General features: G+C 52.7%; 18 protein-coding genes. 2 read left to right on the forward strand and 16 right to left on the reverse strand.

The window, feature by feature from the left end; genetic code table 11:
- Positions 1 to 2 precede the first annotated feature (2 nt).
- From AMM03_RS07875 to AMM03_RS07895, 5 genes are read right to left on the reverse strand one after another with little or no spacing between them, the layout of a single operon-like run.
- The gene (locus AMM03_RS07875) at positions 3 to 305 is read right to left on the reverse strand and encodes an EscU/YscU/HrcU family type III secretion system export apparatus switch protein (protein ID WP_090130153.1); all 303 of its coding nucleotides are present in this window, start codon (positions 303 to 305) and stop codon (positions 3 to 5) included.
- The gene (locus AMM03_RS07880; protein WP_090130155.1) at positions 302 to 1,363 is read right to left on the reverse strand and encodes a hypothetical protein; all 1,062 of its coding nucleotides are present in this window, start codon (positions 1,361 to 1,363) and stop codon (positions 302 to 304) included. The genes AMM03_RS07875 and AMM03_RS07880 overlap by 4 nt, the downstream gene beginning before the upstream one ends.
- On the reverse strand, positions 1,345 to 1,773 hold the full coding sequence (locus AMM03_RS07885; RefSeq protein ID WP_090130157.1) for a hypothetical protein: 429 nt from the start codon (positions 1,771 to 1,773) through the stop codon (positions 1,345 to 1,347). Before AMM03_RS07885 ends, AMM03_RS07880 begins: the two co-directional genes overlap by 19 nt.
- 16 nt (positions 1,774 to 1,789) lie before the next feature.
- On the reverse strand, positions 1,790 to 3,178 hold the full coding sequence (locus tag AMM03_RS07890) for a hypothetical protein (protein WP_090130159.1): 1,389 nt from the start codon (positions 3,176 to 3,178) through the stop codon (positions 1,790 to 1,792).
- A gap of 2 nt (positions 3,179 to 3,180) precedes the next feature.
- A complete protein-coding gene (locus AMM03_RS07895; RefSeq protein ID WP_090130161.1) occupies positions 3,181 to 3,657 on the reverse strand; it encodes an LPP20 family lipoprotein in 477 nt (158 codons plus the stop codon).
- A 202-nt stretch (positions 3,658 to 3,859) separates the two neighbouring features.
- Between AMM03_RS07895 and AMM03_RS07900 the strand changes: the two genes are divergently transcribed.
- A complete protein-coding gene (locus AMM03_RS07900) occupies positions 3,860 to 5,047 on the forward strand; it encodes a sigma-54 interaction domain-containing protein (RefSeq protein WP_090130163.1) in 1,188 nt (395 codons plus the stop codon).
- A 37-nt stretch (positions 5,048 to 5,084) separates the two neighbouring features.
- On the opposite strand, the gene AMM03_RS07905 is transcribed toward AMM03_RS07900, so the two are convergent.
- Genes AMM03_RS07905 through AMM03_RS07955 form a run of 11 tightly spaced genes read right to left on the reverse strand, consistent with a single transcriptional unit; the run spans position 5,085 to position 13,342 of the window.
- Positions 5,085 to 5,996, reverse strand: coding sequence for a hypothetical protein (locus AMM03_RS07905; protein WP_090130165.1), 912 nt, complete (start codon positions 5,994 to 5,996; stop codon positions 5,085 to 5,087).
- An 11-nt stretch (positions 5,997 to 6,007) separates the two neighbouring features.
- Positions 6,008 to 6,547, reverse strand: coding sequence for a hypothetical protein (locus AMM03_RS07910; protein ID WP_090130167.1), 540 nt, complete (start codon positions 6,545 to 6,547; stop codon positions 6,008 to 6,010).
- A gap of 22 nt (positions 6,548 to 6,569) precedes the next feature.
- Positions 6,570 to 7,718, reverse strand: a complete 1,149-nt coding sequence (gene flhB, locus AMM03_RS07915) for a flagellar biosynthesis protein FlhB (protein ID WP_090130169.1) — start codon at positions 7,716 to 7,718, stop codon at positions 6,570 to 6,572.
- 12 nt (positions 7,719 to 7,730) lie between these two features.
- The gene (gene fliR / locus AMM03_RS07920; RefSeq protein WP_090130171.1) at positions 7,731 to 8,501 is read right to left on the reverse strand and encodes a flagellar biosynthetic protein FliR; all 771 of its coding nucleotides are present in this window, start codon (positions 8,499 to 8,501) and stop codon (positions 7,731 to 7,733) included.
- A complete protein-coding gene (gene fliQ / locus AMM03_RS07925; protein ID WP_090130173.1) occupies positions 8,501 to 8,770 on the reverse strand; it encodes a flagellar biosynthesis protein FliQ in 270 nt (89 codons plus the stop codon). The genes fliR and fliQ overlap by 1 nt, the downstream gene beginning before the upstream one ends.
- A 14-nt stretch (positions 8,771 to 8,784) precedes the next feature.
- The gene (fliP, locus tag AMM03_RS07930) at positions 8,785 to 9,552 is read right to left on the reverse strand and encodes a flagellar type III secretion system pore protein FliP (RefSeq protein WP_090130175.1); all 768 of its coding nucleotides are present in this window, start codon (positions 9,550 to 9,552) and stop codon (positions 8,785 to 8,787) included.
- The gene (fliO, locus tag AMM03_RS07935; protein WP_090130177.1) at positions 9,542 to 9,871 is read right to left on the reverse strand and encodes a flagellar biosynthetic protein FliO; all 330 of its coding nucleotides are present in this window, start codon (positions 9,869 to 9,871) and stop codon (positions 9,542 to 9,544) included. The genes fliP and fliO overlap by 11 nt, the downstream gene beginning before the upstream one ends.
- Before the next feature lie 36 nt (positions 9,872 to 9,907).
- Positions 9,908 to 10,219, reverse strand: coding sequence for a flagellar motor switch protein FliN (gene fliN / locus AMM03_RS07940; RefSeq protein ID WP_090130179.1), 312 nt, complete (start codon positions 10,217 to 10,219; stop codon positions 9,908 to 9,910).
- 17 nt (positions 10,220 to 10,236) lie between these two features.
- Entirely contained in the window at positions 10,237 to 11,226 is a 990-nt protein-coding gene (gene fliM, locus AMM03_RS07945) for a flagellar motor switch protein FliM (RefSeq protein ID WP_090130180.1), read from the reverse strand.
- A gap of 48 nt (positions 11,227 to 11,274) precedes the next feature.
- A complete protein-coding gene (fliL, locus tag AMM03_RS07950) occupies positions 11,275 to 11,859 on the reverse strand; it encodes a flagellar basal body-associated FliL family protein (protein WP_090130181.1) in 585 nt (194 codons plus the stop codon).
- Between the two features lie 58 nt (positions 11,860 to 11,917).
- A complete protein-coding gene (locus tag AMM03_RS07955; protein WP_194942822.1) occupies positions 11,918 to 13,342 on the reverse strand; it encodes a flagellar hook-length control protein FliK in 1,425 nt (474 codons plus the stop codon).
- 330 nt (positions 13,343 to 13,672) lie between these two features.
- Here AMM03_RS07955 and flhA point away from each other — a divergent pair, with 330 nt between their 5' ends.
- Positions 13,673 to 15,772 carry a flagellar biosynthesis protein FlhA gene (gene flhA, locus AMM03_RS07960; protein WP_090130184.1) on the forward strand — a complete coding sequence of 700 codons (2,100 nt, stop codon included), beginning with the start codon at positions 13,673 to 13,675 and terminating at the stop codon, positions 15,770 to 15,772.
- Positions 15,773 to 15,780 lie beyond the last annotated feature (8 nt).

The following is a 15,780-nucleotide window of genomic DNA, read 5'->3' on the forward strand; positions in this document are numbered from 1 at the left end:
ATTTAAGGCTCGGTCGGCATTTCTTCTGGCGCTACCTTTTCATCACCAGGGCGCATGCCCTTGAGCCAATACACCCAAGACAAGACCACCGCCACTGCGGTGTAAAGCTCTTGTGGAATTTCTTGATCGACATCTAGCCGGCTCAGCAGCGCCAAGAGTTGCGGATCTTCTGAAATAAACACACCTTGTTTGCGCGCTTCTTCTAGCATGCGCATGGCCAAATCGTCGTCACCTTTGGCGGTGACAACGGGAATAGGGTGCTTGCCATAAGCCAGCGCAACAGCTTGACGCATGTAACGGCTCATGCGGACACATCCACCACCAAGCCGCGGCCTGAGGGCGTCCAGTCAGTCGGCTCTGCAGGCCTGCTACCGTGAATCACATTGAATGCACGCATGTTAAGGCCTGCAGCGCGCAGTTCATCGCCCAGCAAATAAGAGCGAGATCTGGCTTGCTCAACCACAAGGGCTTGCTCGGCCCACATGGTCAGTTCAATTTGTTGGGCATTCATCAATTGTGTTTTGAGCCACACCGGCCCCAAATCTTCTGTTTTGGAATGCACATTGACAGTCAATACAGGCTGCTCGCCTTCTTGGCGCGGGCCGCGACGCACGGTTAGCTCAACAGGGTTGGAATCTGCAAAAGGCAAGACCATGCTGAACAAAACTTCTTGTTGCGCTTGTGCTTGCACAGACTTGACTTGGCTGGCTTCGATGTCGTCCACCGCTTGGGTCAGTCGTTCAATGATGCTGGTGTCCGTGTCTGCAGATTCATCGGTACTCGAAATGCTCAATTCGGCAATGAGCTTTCTGAGAAGTTGCTTGGGATCTTGTGCGGGCGGCTGCATGCCCCTGGCCAACCAAACTTCTGAACCCATGGCGCCCATCATGGCTTGCTGCAACGCAGCTGGCGTGAGTTGCGCCATAGAAAGTTGCATGCCTCGCCACTGCGCTTGCATGTCTGGTCGCTGAATTTTGCTGAGCAAGGCATCGAGCGTGCCCGGCTGCAAAATTTGGGGTAACACGGCATTGACTTCAGGCCGATAAAGCAAGTTGGCAATGCGCGAGACCAAAGGCTGTTGGTTCACGGGAACCAATACGCCGCCTTGTGCTCGCAGCCAAATGGACTCACCCACCTGAGACGTTTGCAAACCCAGTGCAGGCAAGGTTTTGCCTTGCAGCATCAGCATGGGTTGATCGTGTTCTAGCTTGACAGAAGCCTGGACCACTTGCCCCTCACGCAGACCCAATTCAGCCGCCGTGGTGGTCTGCAGAATTGGCAGCTTTCCTTCTAGATAGATGGGGTGAACTCGGCCGGGCGCTAAGTACGCCTCGGCCCCAGAAATCAAGGGAACCGGACCCATTGCCTGCGAGCCGGAAGGTCGCGGGCTAAGGGGCCGGATTCTTGTGTTTCTGCGGCAGCCGCCATGTGCGGCGCCAATATTTTTTTCACCACTTGTGCATGGTCTGGCACGGCAAGGGTGGTGCCAGCTTTGACACGTTGTTGTGGATTACCAGTAATGACTTTTGGGTTGGCTTCTACCAAAACTTTTCTCAACACCGCCGTGTTGAGTGGGCTATTGGCATAAACAGTTTGAATAACTTTGTCGACGGGTGTGCTTTGCGGCACTGTGTAGGTTGGTGAGACTGCAGGTTTGTCTTCAGTCGCATCTGATGCCATGGCAGAACATGACAGCACACACGACACAGCTGTGAGTACGAAGGTTTTACGGGCGGCCCAGAAAGTTTGGGCAAAGCTTGGTGCATGTGTCATGACAAACTCTTTTTCATCAGTAAGGGGATGGACCCGAGCTAGCGCTTGAAGTCATCATAGGTTTAGTGGATCGTTTAGCGATGTTGGCTTCACGATTGTTGAAGCCTGCATTGGCAGGTTGAACAGCGGGTTCTTTCAGAAGGGTTTCTGTGGGCCACGCACGCCAGTTGGCTTGCGCCAATTGAACGGGACCGGCCAAAACCACCAGCTGAGAATTAAATGGCGTCACGGTTTGCACTCTGGCCAACAAAGTTTGTGGCGCGCCATCTTTGCCTGCCAACTGTGAAGGAAAGCGCGCGGGGTTGGCGATTAAAAATTCATCGCCTTTTTTCATGCCAGCCAAACTACCCGCATTGATTTCGAGTTGTTTGCCGTTGATGGCAGTGACAGCTGGTAAGTTTTGTTGGCAGCTTAACCATTGCTCAGCTTCTGTTCGCCAGGTTTGAAGTTGCGATTCAATCAATTCACGGCTGTCGCTGCTCAGCTTGGCAGGCGCCCATTCAGGGCGAACCAAATCAAGGGCCAAAGTAAAGTGGTCTTCGAATTTGGCGGATTGCCCTTCGTTACCAACCAACTCAAAGTCAATGGTCAAGGCCAAGCTGGGATGTTTGTAAAAGTACGGAACTTCAAGTGTTTGTGCTGACAGCACTTCAGTTCTGATTTTGACTTTGGCTTGCCAGGGCAATGAAGCAGGACGGTTGCTGACCAACGCACGCTCATACGTGGTCATCTTGTTGGCCATCGAAGGGGGCGGTAAATTGTTAACCGCACGCCAAGCTTTCACGTCGCCTTGTGCTGCATTGGCAATGCCCGTGTCAACCCACTGCGATTGAAAACTGGCCAGCACAGTGCTCAACACCACGGGGTTGGATGACATGTCGATGTCGAGGTCCAAACTGACCAATTGGTTCATGGACGTGGTCACTTGCGGCGTGCACATTCGTGCAGAAGGCAATTCTGCTGGCGCAGCACTGGCTTGCTTTAATTTCTGCAGAAGATTTTTAAAACTGAATTCTTTGAGCGAACTCCAAGGCGAAGTGGCTTGTACTTCCTTGGCGCCGCTCAGCCCCTCTTTGGTTGAATTTTGCAGGTTGGCCTTGGGCATGCCTGTGGTATCGCGGGTGTAAGACAGAACACGAACGCCGCGAACTTCCATGCCATTTTTAAACGAGCTGCTTTCACGCAAACTGCCGTTGCCATCAATCCAGCTGGTGGTGATCACTTTGGTGGGCGTTTGCAGAGACTTTTCAACCAAGCTGAGTCGAATGGCGTCCAAGCGCTCTTGGGCGGTCATGGGTGCGTCAGCACCTTGCGCAAAACCGGGCGCTGCAAAACCGGCCCAAACGCCCAAGCAAATGCTCAGGTTCCATGCCGAAGTTTTGAAGGTGGTTTTGAACAAGTTCATGATCAACGACCTTTTAAGCCCAATTGGCTCATGTACAAGACGCGCAAGTCTTGAACTACATCACGGTCTAAAGACAGTGTGGTTTCGTAGGTGTCTTCACCCACGGGCGTGATGCTGACCAAACGCGCACCATAAATGATGCCTTCCACTTTGGTTCGGAAGGTGTCGTTGGTGACAATCATGTCGGCCACGGTGGAACTGGCGTCCAATTGCTGACCATAGACCTGTTCGGTCAGGTTGCGATAGGCGTCCAATTTGGAGGCGCGAATGGCCATCAGGCGCTGCTGCGCTGGATTCTTGTGGTTTTGCACGGTCACCACGGCATAGCCTGTGGCTGAAATGGTTTCGCGCTTTTCAACCAGGGGTGGGCTGATAAGTTTGGCGTCGGATTCTGTTTTAGAAACAGACAAGTTGATGGATTTGCAGCCTGTGAGGGCGACCAGTCCAACCATCAAGCAGAGTGAGGTGATGCGTTTCATGGGCTTTCCTTGTTGAGGGAGGGGACACGAGGTCCTTCAACCTCTGATTCGGCATCAACTTGAGAAGCTTGAGCCAATCTGAGGGTCCTGTTGTGAAAAGGCGATGCCATCTGACGGTTTCCCGACATTTATAGAAAATTATGGGCAAATTTGCAATACAGTTGTGTCTTGATTCAAAAAAGCCCCCCCATTCAATTGCACCATGGCTAAAAAGAGTCCTTCCAAAGCCTTTATTGGCGCCAGCCCTAGTGCCGAAGCCATTCGGCATTTGATCGAGCGCGTGGCTTCTTCAAATGCCACGGTGCTTATCACCGGGGAAAGTGGAACGGGCAAAGAGTTGGTGGCTCGTGCGCTGCACGACCAGTCCGACCGATGTGGCGGAAATTTTGTGCCCATCAATTGCGCGGCCATTCCCAAAGATTTGCTAGAAAGTGAATTGTTTGGTCATCGAAAGGGCGCCTTTACGGGGGCCATGGCCGACCGTATTGGGCGCTTCGAACTGGCCCACGGCGGCACCATTTTCTTGGACGAGATCGGTGATTTGTCTTTGGACATGCAAGTCAAGTTGTTGCGTGTTTTACAAGAGCGCACGGTAGACCCTGTCGGCGCTTTGAAATCTGTGGAAGTGGATGTGCGGGTAGTGGCAGCGACGCACCGCGATTTGGAAGCCGAAATTGAAGCCGGGCGGTTCAGAGAAGATTTGTATTACCGGCTCAATGTGTTGCCGTTGAATACACCAGCATTGCGCCAACGCGCGCAAGATGTGCCAGCCTTGCTCACGCATTTTGCAGAATACTTTGCTGCCAAAGGTCAGACGCCCATTAGCTTTGCTGTCGACTTTATGGAGGCGCTCAAAGATTATTCATGGCCTGGCAATGTGCGTGAATTGTCCAATTTAGTCGATCGCTTCAACACCTTGTTCAACGGCCAAACCTTAACCTTGGCCACAGTACCTTCTTCTTTGTTGCCCAAAGGTTTGCGCGTGTTGCAAGCCGAGCGCGTGACCACACCCCTGATTGATTCCTTGGAAATTGTGGCGCCCATCAGCAACCATGATTTGCATCAGAGTGCCAATGCCGAAGTCATGAATCCTTTTGCCAATCCCTCGCCCACTATGGCCATGGACATGCACAACGAAGTACAAGACATCATCATGTTGGCACAAGGTCTGCCCAGCTTGCCGCCCGAAGGCCTGTCGCTCAAAGACCGACTGGCCGACATTGAGCGCGATTTGATTCTTCAGGCGCTGAACCGCACAGATGGCAACGTGTCGCAAACGGCGCGCTTGCTCAATTTGCAGCGCACCACCCTGATAGAAAAGCTCAATAAATACGACCTCAGGCAGGGCACCTTGCCCGTGGCCAACGCAGAGCCCGACAAAGCGGCATAAAAAAAGCAGCTTGGCAAGCTGCTTTTGGCGATTTACATCAGGGTTTGCTACTCAATATGCCACTGGCGCCTGCAGGTGTGGTCTCTTGCTGAGCCCTTGGGTATTGAACCATTTTCTCTTTTTGCTTGGCTTGCGCAGAAGAAATGGTGTTGGCGTTGTTGGCTGCTGCCGCTGCGCGTGCCGCTGCCGCAGCTGCTGCAGCGTTTTCTGCAGCTTGGCGTTCGCGTTGCAGTCTGGCCAAGGTTTCCATTTCTTTCTTGAAGGCGCCGGTTTCGCCCACAGCACCCTGAAGGCCATTCATTTTGCCGCCCAATGCTTCAAGCGCTCTGGACTGCTGCGCAAAGCGACCCTCGAGAGATTTAATTTGTGCGGCCAAAACTTGACCTTTTTCGCCCACTTGCTGCGCAGTTTTTTCGGGCACGCTTTCGGTATTTTTAATGGCATCGTTAAGACGTGCCTCCAAGGAGGTTTGCATCTTGGTGATGTCGTCTTGCTTGGACACCATCTCTTGCAAGCCCTCATTCACAGAGCCAACCAACTCCATCGAAGTATCCAGCTCTGTCACGCGTTTACTTAAGGCCCCAATCATGGTGTCCATTTGGTTAAGGCGTGACTTTAAACTGATGGTCATGGCTGCAAAAACCGCTGCCACAACGACCATCAAACCACCCGCAACAGCCAGCATGATGATGTGCTGTTTGCGGTTGAGCTTCATCAAGTCTTCTAGATTGTGCGTGGCCTTTTTCATGTTTTCGCCAGCACCCACAGCCAAATTGGCGGAGCGCGTGGCCAGCTCGGCCGACTCGAGCGCCAACATTTTGACGCCTTCTAGCTCGTCGTTGTCGCTGAGAGGGGCAGCCGCCGCCGCGTGCGCTGCATGATCGTGGTGATCTTCGTGCGCATCGTGATGGCCGTGATCGTGCCCGCCAGTGGTGGGTTGAGTACTCATGGTGAGTTCCTTTACTCAAGAGCGTCCAGGCGCGCACGCAACTGATCGTTCTCGATTTTGATATTAATGACGCGCGCTGGAAAATCCATTTCTGGCCCCGGGCCAAAGCCTACAACCGGTTCATCGGCAGCAGGCGCTGCAATTTCAGCTTTACTTTCTACAGCATCGGCACTAACTGGCTTCTCTTGAGGGCTGAGAATGCTGTCTAACTTGGTGACATCAATGGGCTTGCGAACGGGCGCTGGAATGGCCGCCTGTTTTTCGTTGGACACAAAGCGGTCTGGCATTTCTGCGGCGTCTTTGTAGCCTTTGAAATTTGGATCGTGTGCGTTGATGTCTTTGTTTTGGTCGGGAGACTTGCTAACCCCGCCATCCATGACCAAGTGCTCAACTGGGTGCTCGTCTGCATCTGCCATCACTTTTCGAACAGAGGGCTCCAAGGCTTCGCCTTTTTTGCCAACGGCCACATTGGTGCCTTCAGGCATGCTGACCGTGTGGGGTCGATCTGACTTGATGATCAACGGCTCTTCGGGGTGTTTGTTTTCACTCATAGTGATCCTGACTTTCTAGACCTTATGAGGTCATCAATTTACCGTTGGCATCAAACTGCATGGATGCAGGCACTTTGGGACTTGGCTTCGGCATGGGATCAACCCCAGGACGAACATCGGCCAAGCTGAAAATATAGGCAATGACTTGGGCCACTGCCAAATACAAAGACTCAGGGACAGGGTAGTCGACTTCGGTGCTGAAATAAAGCGCACGCGCCAATGGCGGCGCAGCAAACATTTCCACACCGTGAAGTTGCGCTTCTTCTCGAATGCGAGCAGCCATGTGGTCCGAGCCTTTGGCTAACAAAATAGGTGCGCCATCGCCGGTGGGGTCGTAAGACAAGGCAACCGCAAAGTGCTCGGGGTTGGTAATGACGACATCGGCATCTTTGACTTTTTGCAGCATGCGGTTGTTGGCCATCTCGCGCTGACGTCTTCTAATTTGTTGCTTGACTTCAGGACGTCCCTCCATGTCCTTCATCTCGTCTTTCACTTCTTGCTTGGTCATGCGCATGCGCTTGATGAAGGAGTAGCGTTGGTAGGGCGCATCAATGAGGGCGATGACCAACAAGCTGAGTGACAGCCACAGTGCTGATTCAGCAATCATCCAACCCGCTGCCGTGAGCGCAGGCTCAACGGCCATTTGACCCAATTGCATCATCTGGTCCATTTGCCGGCTGACAAGCGCCCACAACACGGTGGTCACCAAGGTGAATTTCAAAATGGCTTTGAGCAATTCAATGGCGGCACGAGCGCCAAACATGCGACCAAAGCCAGATATTAAGCTGAGCTTGCCAAAATTGGGTAAGATACTTTTAAGTGAAAATAAATAGCCACCCGTGGCACCGCTGGACAGAATAGCCAAGATGGCGGTCACCATGAGCACCGGCACAATCAGTAAAAAGCTTTGGCCCAAGTGGTGGGCAAAAGCTGTCACCATGAGATCGGGGTTGTCCAAAGTTTTGCGATCAAACTTAAAGCCTGATGCAAAAATTTCGGCCACTTGTTTCATCCAGTAGCCGCCCATCATGAACATGACCAAGACGGCACCAATCGTGACAGCAGCAGCTGGGAGTTCTACCGAGCGTGCAACTTGGCCTTCTTCTCGGGCGTTGCGAAGTTTTCGCGCCGTCGGGTCTTCGGTCTTTTCTGCGCCTGATTCTTCAGCCATGCTTGTAGCCCCTCAGCTAATGCCAACCAAGGCGCGGACTTGGAAAAAGCCCTGCATCCACAACCATTGAATGCGCGCGCCGATGTTGGGCAAGGCCAACATGAGCACACCAAAACCGGCAAACACCATGGCTGGAAAGCCGACAGAGAAAATATTCAAACTGGGTGCCGCACGGGTAGCCACCCCTAAACCAATGTTGATGAACAACAAGGCCACCATGACTGGCAGCGCTGTTAGCAGCGCACCCAAAAACAGCATAGAGCTCCAGGCAATGACTTGCTTCATGGCTTCGGTGCTCATGAGGTTGCTGCCAATGGGTAGGCTGGTAAAACTCTCCACCACCAAATTGAGCAAGAGCGCATGGCCGCCCAAGCCTACAAAAATGAGCGTGGCCATGACCAACAAAAATTGGGAAATCACAGGCACGTTGCCCATGTTGGGATCAATCATGGTGGCCATGGACAAACCAATGGCATTGGCAATCGATTGACCCGCCACCACAATGGCAGCTGTCACCACTTGGAGCATGAGACCCATCAGTAAACCAATCATGAGTTGGTTGCAAATTTCCATCAGACCAGGGGCTGACAACGGATCAATTTGTGGCCATTCATGCATGGGGTAAACCAGCCAGGTGAGCGCCATGGCCAAAACAATGCGAATGCGCAAATTCAGTGCGCGCAATGAAAAAATAGGGGCGGCCACCAACAGGGCCGAGATTCGCAGCATCGGCCAGATGAGCCCATAAAAGCGCTCCATCAGTTCGGTGACTGCGATGTCCATCAGGTAAACAAGCCCGGTATGCGCTGGAAAATGGCGCGTGTGTAATCGACCAAGGTGTTGAGTTGCCAGCCGCCCACCACCGCCAAAGTGATGGCCAGTGCGGCCAATTTGGGAATGAAGCTCAAGGTGGCTTCATTGATGGAAGTGGCTGCTTGCAAAATACCAATCAGCAAGCCCACAAACAAAGCCACGCCCAACAGGGGGGCTGAAATGAGAACGGTCATCCAAAGCGCTTGGCGACCCAAATCAACAACGGTAGCGGTGTCCATCAAGCAGCTCCTAATTAAGTCGCAAAGCTGGCGGCCAGTGAACCCAAAATGAGGCTCCATCCGTCTACCAACACAAACAGCATGAGTTTGAAGGGCATCGAAATCATCATGGGCGAGAGCATCATCATGCCCATTGACATCAACACGCTGGCCACAATGAGGTCAATGACCACAAAGGGGATGTAAATCAAAAAGCCAATGGTGAAAGCGCTCTTCAATTCAGACGTAATGAATGCAGGCACCAAGGTTGAAAATGGCACGGCTGCAGCATTGGCGGGTTCGCCTTTGTTGGCCATTTGCATGAACAAGCCAATGTCGTCTTCGCGCGTTTGCTTCATCATGAAATTGCGAATGGGCTCTTCGGCAGCGGCCAAGGCTTTGTCAAAGGCCATGCCTTTTTGCATGTAAGGCATGACGGCATTGTTGTAGACGTCATTGAAAACGGGCGACATGATGAACAAGGTCAAGAACAAAGACAGGCCCACCAACACGGTGTTGGGCGGTGTTTGACCCGTACCCAGCGCTTGGCGCAAGATGGACAACACAATGATGATGCGCACAAATGCCGTCATCATGAGCAAGAAAGATGGCAGCAAGGTGAGCGATGTCATCAAGGCCAGCAATTGCAGCGACAGACTGTATTGCTGTTGGCCTTTGGGGCCGCCTGTGACGTTCACCATGGGAATGCCTTGGGCAGAGGAGACCAAGGGCAATGCCAAGAAGGTCAGCGCCACAATGACACTGGCCAAGACAAAAGGTTTGTTTAACAATTTACGCAACATGCGTTTCTCCGGTGGCGGATGGGGTTGCGTGAAGATTTGCCGCACTAGAAATCTCTGCCGGCCACTGAGCCAGCGAAGTCATTTGCGTGGGGGTGATGCCTACCAACACCTCGTGTTCGCCAACGCGCAACAACGCAAATTTTTGGCGGGGACCTACGCTTAAGGATTCAATGATTTGCATTCGCTTGCCCGTGTTTTGGGTGCTCATGCGCGTTTGCAATTTGCGCAGAGCCCACAACAGGGCTGCCATGAGGGCCAACACCAAGGCAAAACTGCCGAGCATGCGAAACAAGTCGGCGGTGCCTAAACCGGATGCCATGGTGTGCTCTTTTCTTGTCGTTCAGAAGCCTGAAGTTTAAAGGTTCTTCATGCGTTCTGATGCGGGCGCTACGCGGGTGAGGCGAACGCCATAACGGTCGTTGACCAACACAATCTCGCCTTGGGCGACAACCGTGTTGTTGACCAACAAGTCGAGGGGCTCACCAGCAATGCGGTCAAGCTCGACCACGCTACCTTGTGTCAGGCGCATCAGGTCGCGAATTTTGATCATGGCGCGGCCCACTTCAATGGACAGCGTCACACTGATGTTTTGCAAAACCTCGGGGTTGATTTGGCGTTGAGCCGCTTCGTTTTCGATGGCTGCTTCGGGAGTGGTGGTGTCGGTCATGTCGATTTCCTGAAAATTTATTGCATACCTGGAATACAAGCCCGTTCAATTTGAACAGCGGTTTGTGCGCCAATGGTGCCTACTTGAACATCAAAAGCTGGCAGTCCGTTGACCAACAAGCGGGCCAATTCGGGTTTCTTGAAGAACAACACGTCGCCTTCTTTCATGGCTTCAATTTCGCCAAATGAAGACTCAATGCTACCCAACAACACGCGCCCTTCCAAACTGGCGCTGTCGACAGCATCTTCCAATTCTTCGCGCCATTGTTTGTCGGATTCTTCGTTGCCATCGCCCGATTGCACGCGGCTGCGCAGCAATTCGCGAATGGGTTTCAAGGAGGCATAGGGGTAAACCAAGTCGATGAAACCTTGGGTGTTCTGGTTGCCTTCGGCTTCAAAGCGCGTCAGGATGACCAAATCGTTCTCGTCGGCAATTTGCGCAAACTGAGGGTTGATCTCGGAGCTGACCAATTCAAAATCAACAGGCAATACAGCCGACCATGCATCTGTCAATGATTTGAAAAAGACTTCCAAAATCATGGTGATGATGCGTGACTCGGTAGGTGTAAACAAACGGCCCGGTGGCAGATTGCCAACACCTTTGCCAAAGCCACCAAAGAAACTGTCGAGTGAGCTAAAGACCACAGTGGGGTCAATGACCACAATGGAGTTGCCGCGCAAAGGGTTCATGCGAACCACATTGACCGACAAAGGCGCCTTCAAGCTTTTGAGGTAATCTCCAAACCGAACAATCTCAACCTGATTGGGGTTGACCTTGGGGCTGGTGCGCAGCATTTCGACCAAGCCCAAGCGGAAGGTGCGAATGAAGCGCTCGTTGATCATGTCGATCGAGGTGATGTTCACCCCCAAGCTGCTGTCTTCGCTGGCCAGGTCGTGCTTCTTCACCCGTGCGGCGGTGTTGAAGCCAGTGTCAACTGGAATCGAACCATCCATCACGCCCTCTGCCAAGGCAGAGAGTTCGTCAGGTGTTAATAATGAAGTGGCCATGAAACTCTAACAATCTAATGAATTCAATGAGGCAATGATGCTTTGGGTTTATTGCACGATGAAGTTGGTGAAATGAACTTCTTCAATGCCGCCAAAGTCTTCGTACTTTTCAAGCAAAGTGTTGATGGCATCGCGAATCTTGACGGCCAAATCTTTGCGAAATTCGGGTTTGACCAAATCTGCATCGGTGGTCAAGCGCATCACGTCCATCACCGCAGAGCGAATGGCAAAGTCATGTTTCTTGACGTTTTCAAAAACGCGATCGTCGTAGTGGGTCATGACAGCAATTTGGACCGACATGACTTTTTTAGAGCCACTGATGTTGACCAAAAATTCGCGCTCCACTTGCATGTAGGTGTATTCAAAGCGAGTGAGTTCTGGCGAATCTTTGGCTTTCTTGCCAGGTTTTTTGTCGTCTTTTTTATCGCCATGGCCGTCCGCAGCTGCTTCTGCCGCATGTTCATCAACCACAGGCTTGGGAGCGAAATAGCCCGTGAAATAGAGCGTGCCCAACACAATGCCCACTATGAGGACGATCAAGCCAACCACACCGCCAATGATCAGGACAATGGGTTTCTTCTTTTTCGGCTCTTCTGCGACTTCTGGTTCTTCTGCTGCTGCTGCTGTGGCCATAGGGCACCTCTATATAAACAAATTTACACCGGTATACCGGACGTATTCAGTTAACTTCTCAAGCCAGCGTATCCCAAGCATTGGAAGATCGGAGATCTTTCACTCGTGATTCTGTGGCTGACACTTCATTCACAGCGGTCTGGACGCCTTGGTCCGATCCGTTTTGTTGACGAGGTGTCGAGTTTCCGCCAGACTCACGCTGGTTTTCACTGTTCACCCAGACATTAGCAACAGTCATGCCTGTTTGTGAAAGACTGTCTTTTAATTTGGGCATGCCTTGTGCAATGAGTTCTCGCGTTAACGGGTTGTCAGTTTTGAAAACGGCGTCTAAACCACTGGTACCCATGTCCAACTCCACATCAATTTTGCCTAAATGAGCGGGATTCAGCTTGAGTTGTAGCTTCCATTCTCCACGTTCCAGCTGTTCTTGGAGTCTTTCCCCCATCGCTTTTCCGAGTTTATCGGCCAAATCTTGAATTTGAGCCGCTCGGTCGGTCAAGCCTGGGTTGGCCAAAGCCGCACTGGTGGCAGCCGCGCCCAAGGCGCCGCTAGCGGCAGTGTTGCGGGCTGAATCAGAAGGCAAGACGCTGGGTTGGCCAGAACTGTCTTTCATGGCATCCAGGGCGGCCATCAAATCTGGATCGTCGGCGCCCAGATCCAAGGCAATTTCCTTGGCAGTCTCGCCCAAGGCTTTGCTACTTAATAAGTTGGCAGTGAGTTGCCCCCAAGCAGCGGCTTGGTCGGTGCCCTTCATTTGGGCCAATTGGCGGGTTATATTTTCCCAGCCAGGAACCATGCGCATGCGCATGGCGTCTAGCGGGCCAAGTTCAGGGGCTATTTCAGCCAGTTGGTCAGGGCTGCCCAAGGCATTGCTTGGGGCGGCTCCCAAACCGGGTCCAGTGATGGACTGGATGATGCCCGTGGCGGCTGCCAAACTGGGGCCTGTGATGGACTGGATGACGCCTGTGGCGGATCCCAAACCGGGTCCTGTGATGGACTGGATGACGCCTGTGGCGCCTGCGGCTTGCAGGAGTTCAGATACAGCGGAACCGCTGGTGCGCGCTTGTGCCCAGCCTTGAGCCGCGGCACCCGGCATCAGGGTGAGCGTGCTGATGTCGGTGGGACTGGTTTGCTGGAGAGGATTGGTCAGTGGGTTGAGGGGCAAGGTAAAGCCCGCCATGCCCATGTTTGACAAGCTCATGGCTGGGTTGTCGACCGCGGGGCTTTGCACAGGCATATCGCCAAACAAGGCTTGCACAGCAGATTCACTCAAACCCTGAGCCCGAGCAAACTGCGCCAAGCTAGATGAATCTGGCAGGGGGGTGGCTGTTGTAATGACCGCAAATTGGTTGCCCAAGGCCAAGGTCTGGAGGGCATTGGCGCCGGCATCCAAGGGTGTGCCCGTGGCCGTTCCGGCAACGTCTTGCCGTTCGCCTTTGGCCATCAGGTCCCGCATGACACCCGCAAATTCCTGCCCACTCATGGGCTTGGCGAGGTTCGGGTCTAGACCCCCAGATCCGCTGGGAGCCCCTATTGATGAGGGTTGCGAGCTAGCAGGGGTCAAAAAATTGAGGTTGGCATCCATGGTTTTTCCATCTTCAGTTTGATGTTGTCGTCCCGGTTTTCAGGTCGGGCATGCCTTGTATTAGCAATATCCGTGACAGGTCAGACCTTGCCGCTGGCTGCAGATCCATCGATTGGAACTTGGTGTCGGGATTCCACATGGCATGGACTTTGCTCAACAAGCTGAACTATGGAAGAAAACCATGCAGTTTGATTGTTTTAACCCTCTGAACAGCCACTTAGGCCAACCATGAGCACCTTGACCCTGTCAGCGGTTCGACAGAACCTGTCCAAATTTGATTACACCGGCCTGGGCTTGCCCGCGATGGTGTTGTTGATCATGGCCATGTTGGTGGTGCCACTGCCTGCATTGATGTTGGACATCCTGTTCACGTTCAATATTGCCTGCAGCTTGCTCATCATCATGATTGCCATTGGCACCCGCAAGCCTCTCGAGTTTTCATCTTTCCCCTCTGTTTTGTTGTTTGCCACCATGCTCCGTTTGGGCCTGAACGTGGCTTCTACCCGTGTCATTTTGGTTAACGGCCACGAAGGCCATGAGGCTGCGGGTAAGGTGGTGGCTGCTTTTGGTGAGTTCGTGATCGGTGGCAACTACGTGGTCGGTTTCATCATCTTCGCCATTTTGATGATCATCAACTTCATTGTGGTGACCAAGGGTGCAGGTCGTGTGTCTGAAGTGAATGCAAGATTTACCTTGGATGCCATGCCCGGAAAACAAATGTCGATTGACGCCGACTTGAACGCCGGTGTGATTGACCAAGAAACCGCCAAAAAGCGCCGCGAAGAACTTTCTCAAGAATCTGACTTCTTCGGTTCGATGGACGGTGCCTCTAAGTTTGTGTCCGGCGACGCAGTAGCTGGCTTACTTATTTTGGTCATTAACTTGATTGGTGGCCTGACCATTGGCGTTGCGCAACACGGCTTGTCATTGTCTGAGGCGGGCCGTATTTATACCTTGCTGACCATTGGTGATGGCTTGGTCGCTCAAATTCCTTCTTTGTTCTTGTCGCTGGCCACCGCCATCATTGTGACCCGCGTGACCACTTCTGAGTCGATGACGGAACAAGCAACTTCCCAATTGTCCAACCCCACTGCTTTGTACATGTCGGCGGGTATTTTGGCTATTTTGGGTCTGGTGCCCGGCATGCCTCACTTGGTGTTCATTACTTTGGCTTTGGCCAGTGCGGCCTTGGCCTATCGCATCACGCAGAAGCAAGCGGCGCCCGTTGTTGGTACGCCTGCGGAGCAAGCGGCGCAGGCTGCATTGGAAGAGCCCAAAGAATTGGATTGGGACGATGTCGATCAAGTGGACTTGATTGGCCTTGAAATTGGTTACGGTTTAATTCCCTTGGTGAACCCAGAAACCGGCGGTCAGTTGATGAGCCGTGTGAAGGGTGTTCGTAAAAAATTGTCGGCCGAATTGGGCTTTTTGGTTCAACCTGTGCGCATTCGCGATGCCCTGACCATTGATCCTGATGCGTATCACATCGTGTTGAAGGGGGTGGTTCGCGGTAAAGGTCAAATTAGAGTGGGCAAAGAATTGGCCATCAATCCAGGTCAAGTCTATGGACCTTTGGAAGGCCAAGCCACACAAGAGCCCGCATTTGGTTTGGACGCTGTTTGGATTGATCCCTCGCAGCGTGATCTGGCCCGCACATTGGGCTATACCGTGGTGGACGCCAGCACGGCTGTAGCCACACACTTGAACAAAGTCTTGCGCGATAACGCCTCCGATTTGCTCAGCCATGATGAAGTTCAGCAGTTGTTAGACAAGTTGGCTGCCAAGTCGCCCAAGTTGGTTGAAGATTTGGTGCCAGGCAAGTTGTCTTTGGGCGTGGTGACACGCACCTTGCAAAACTTGTTGAGCGAGTCTGTGTCTATTAGGGACATGCGCAGCATTGCCGAAACATTGACCGAAGTGGCCAGCCGCACCCAAGAGCCTGATCAATTGACTTCCTTGGTACGTCCTAAGTTGGGCCGCATGATTGTTCAAAGTTTGGTCGATGACAGCAATGGTTTGTCAGTCATGACCTTGGACCCTGGCCTTGAGCAACTGATTCACAACATCTTGCAACAAACCGCTCCAGGTCAAAGCATAGCCATGGAACCCGGTTTGGCCGAGCGATTGTTTGGTGCCTTGCGCGATGGCGCACGTGCCGTCGAAGAAATGGGTCACCCCGCCGTGTTGGTGGTGTCCCCTGTGATTCGCCCTTGGTTGTCCAAAGCTGTGCGATATCGTGTGAACGATTTGACTTTGTTGTCTTACAGCGAAATTCCAGATGACCAGACTGTGAAAGTGGTTCACACCGTTCACGCTGAGACCCGCTAAAGACATCA

This window comes from Limnohabitans sp. Rim11 (genome assembly GCF_001269365.1).
Classification (GTDB): domain Bacteria; phylum Pseudomonadota; class Gammaproteobacteria; order Burkholderiales; family Burkholderiaceae_C; genus Limnohabitans_A.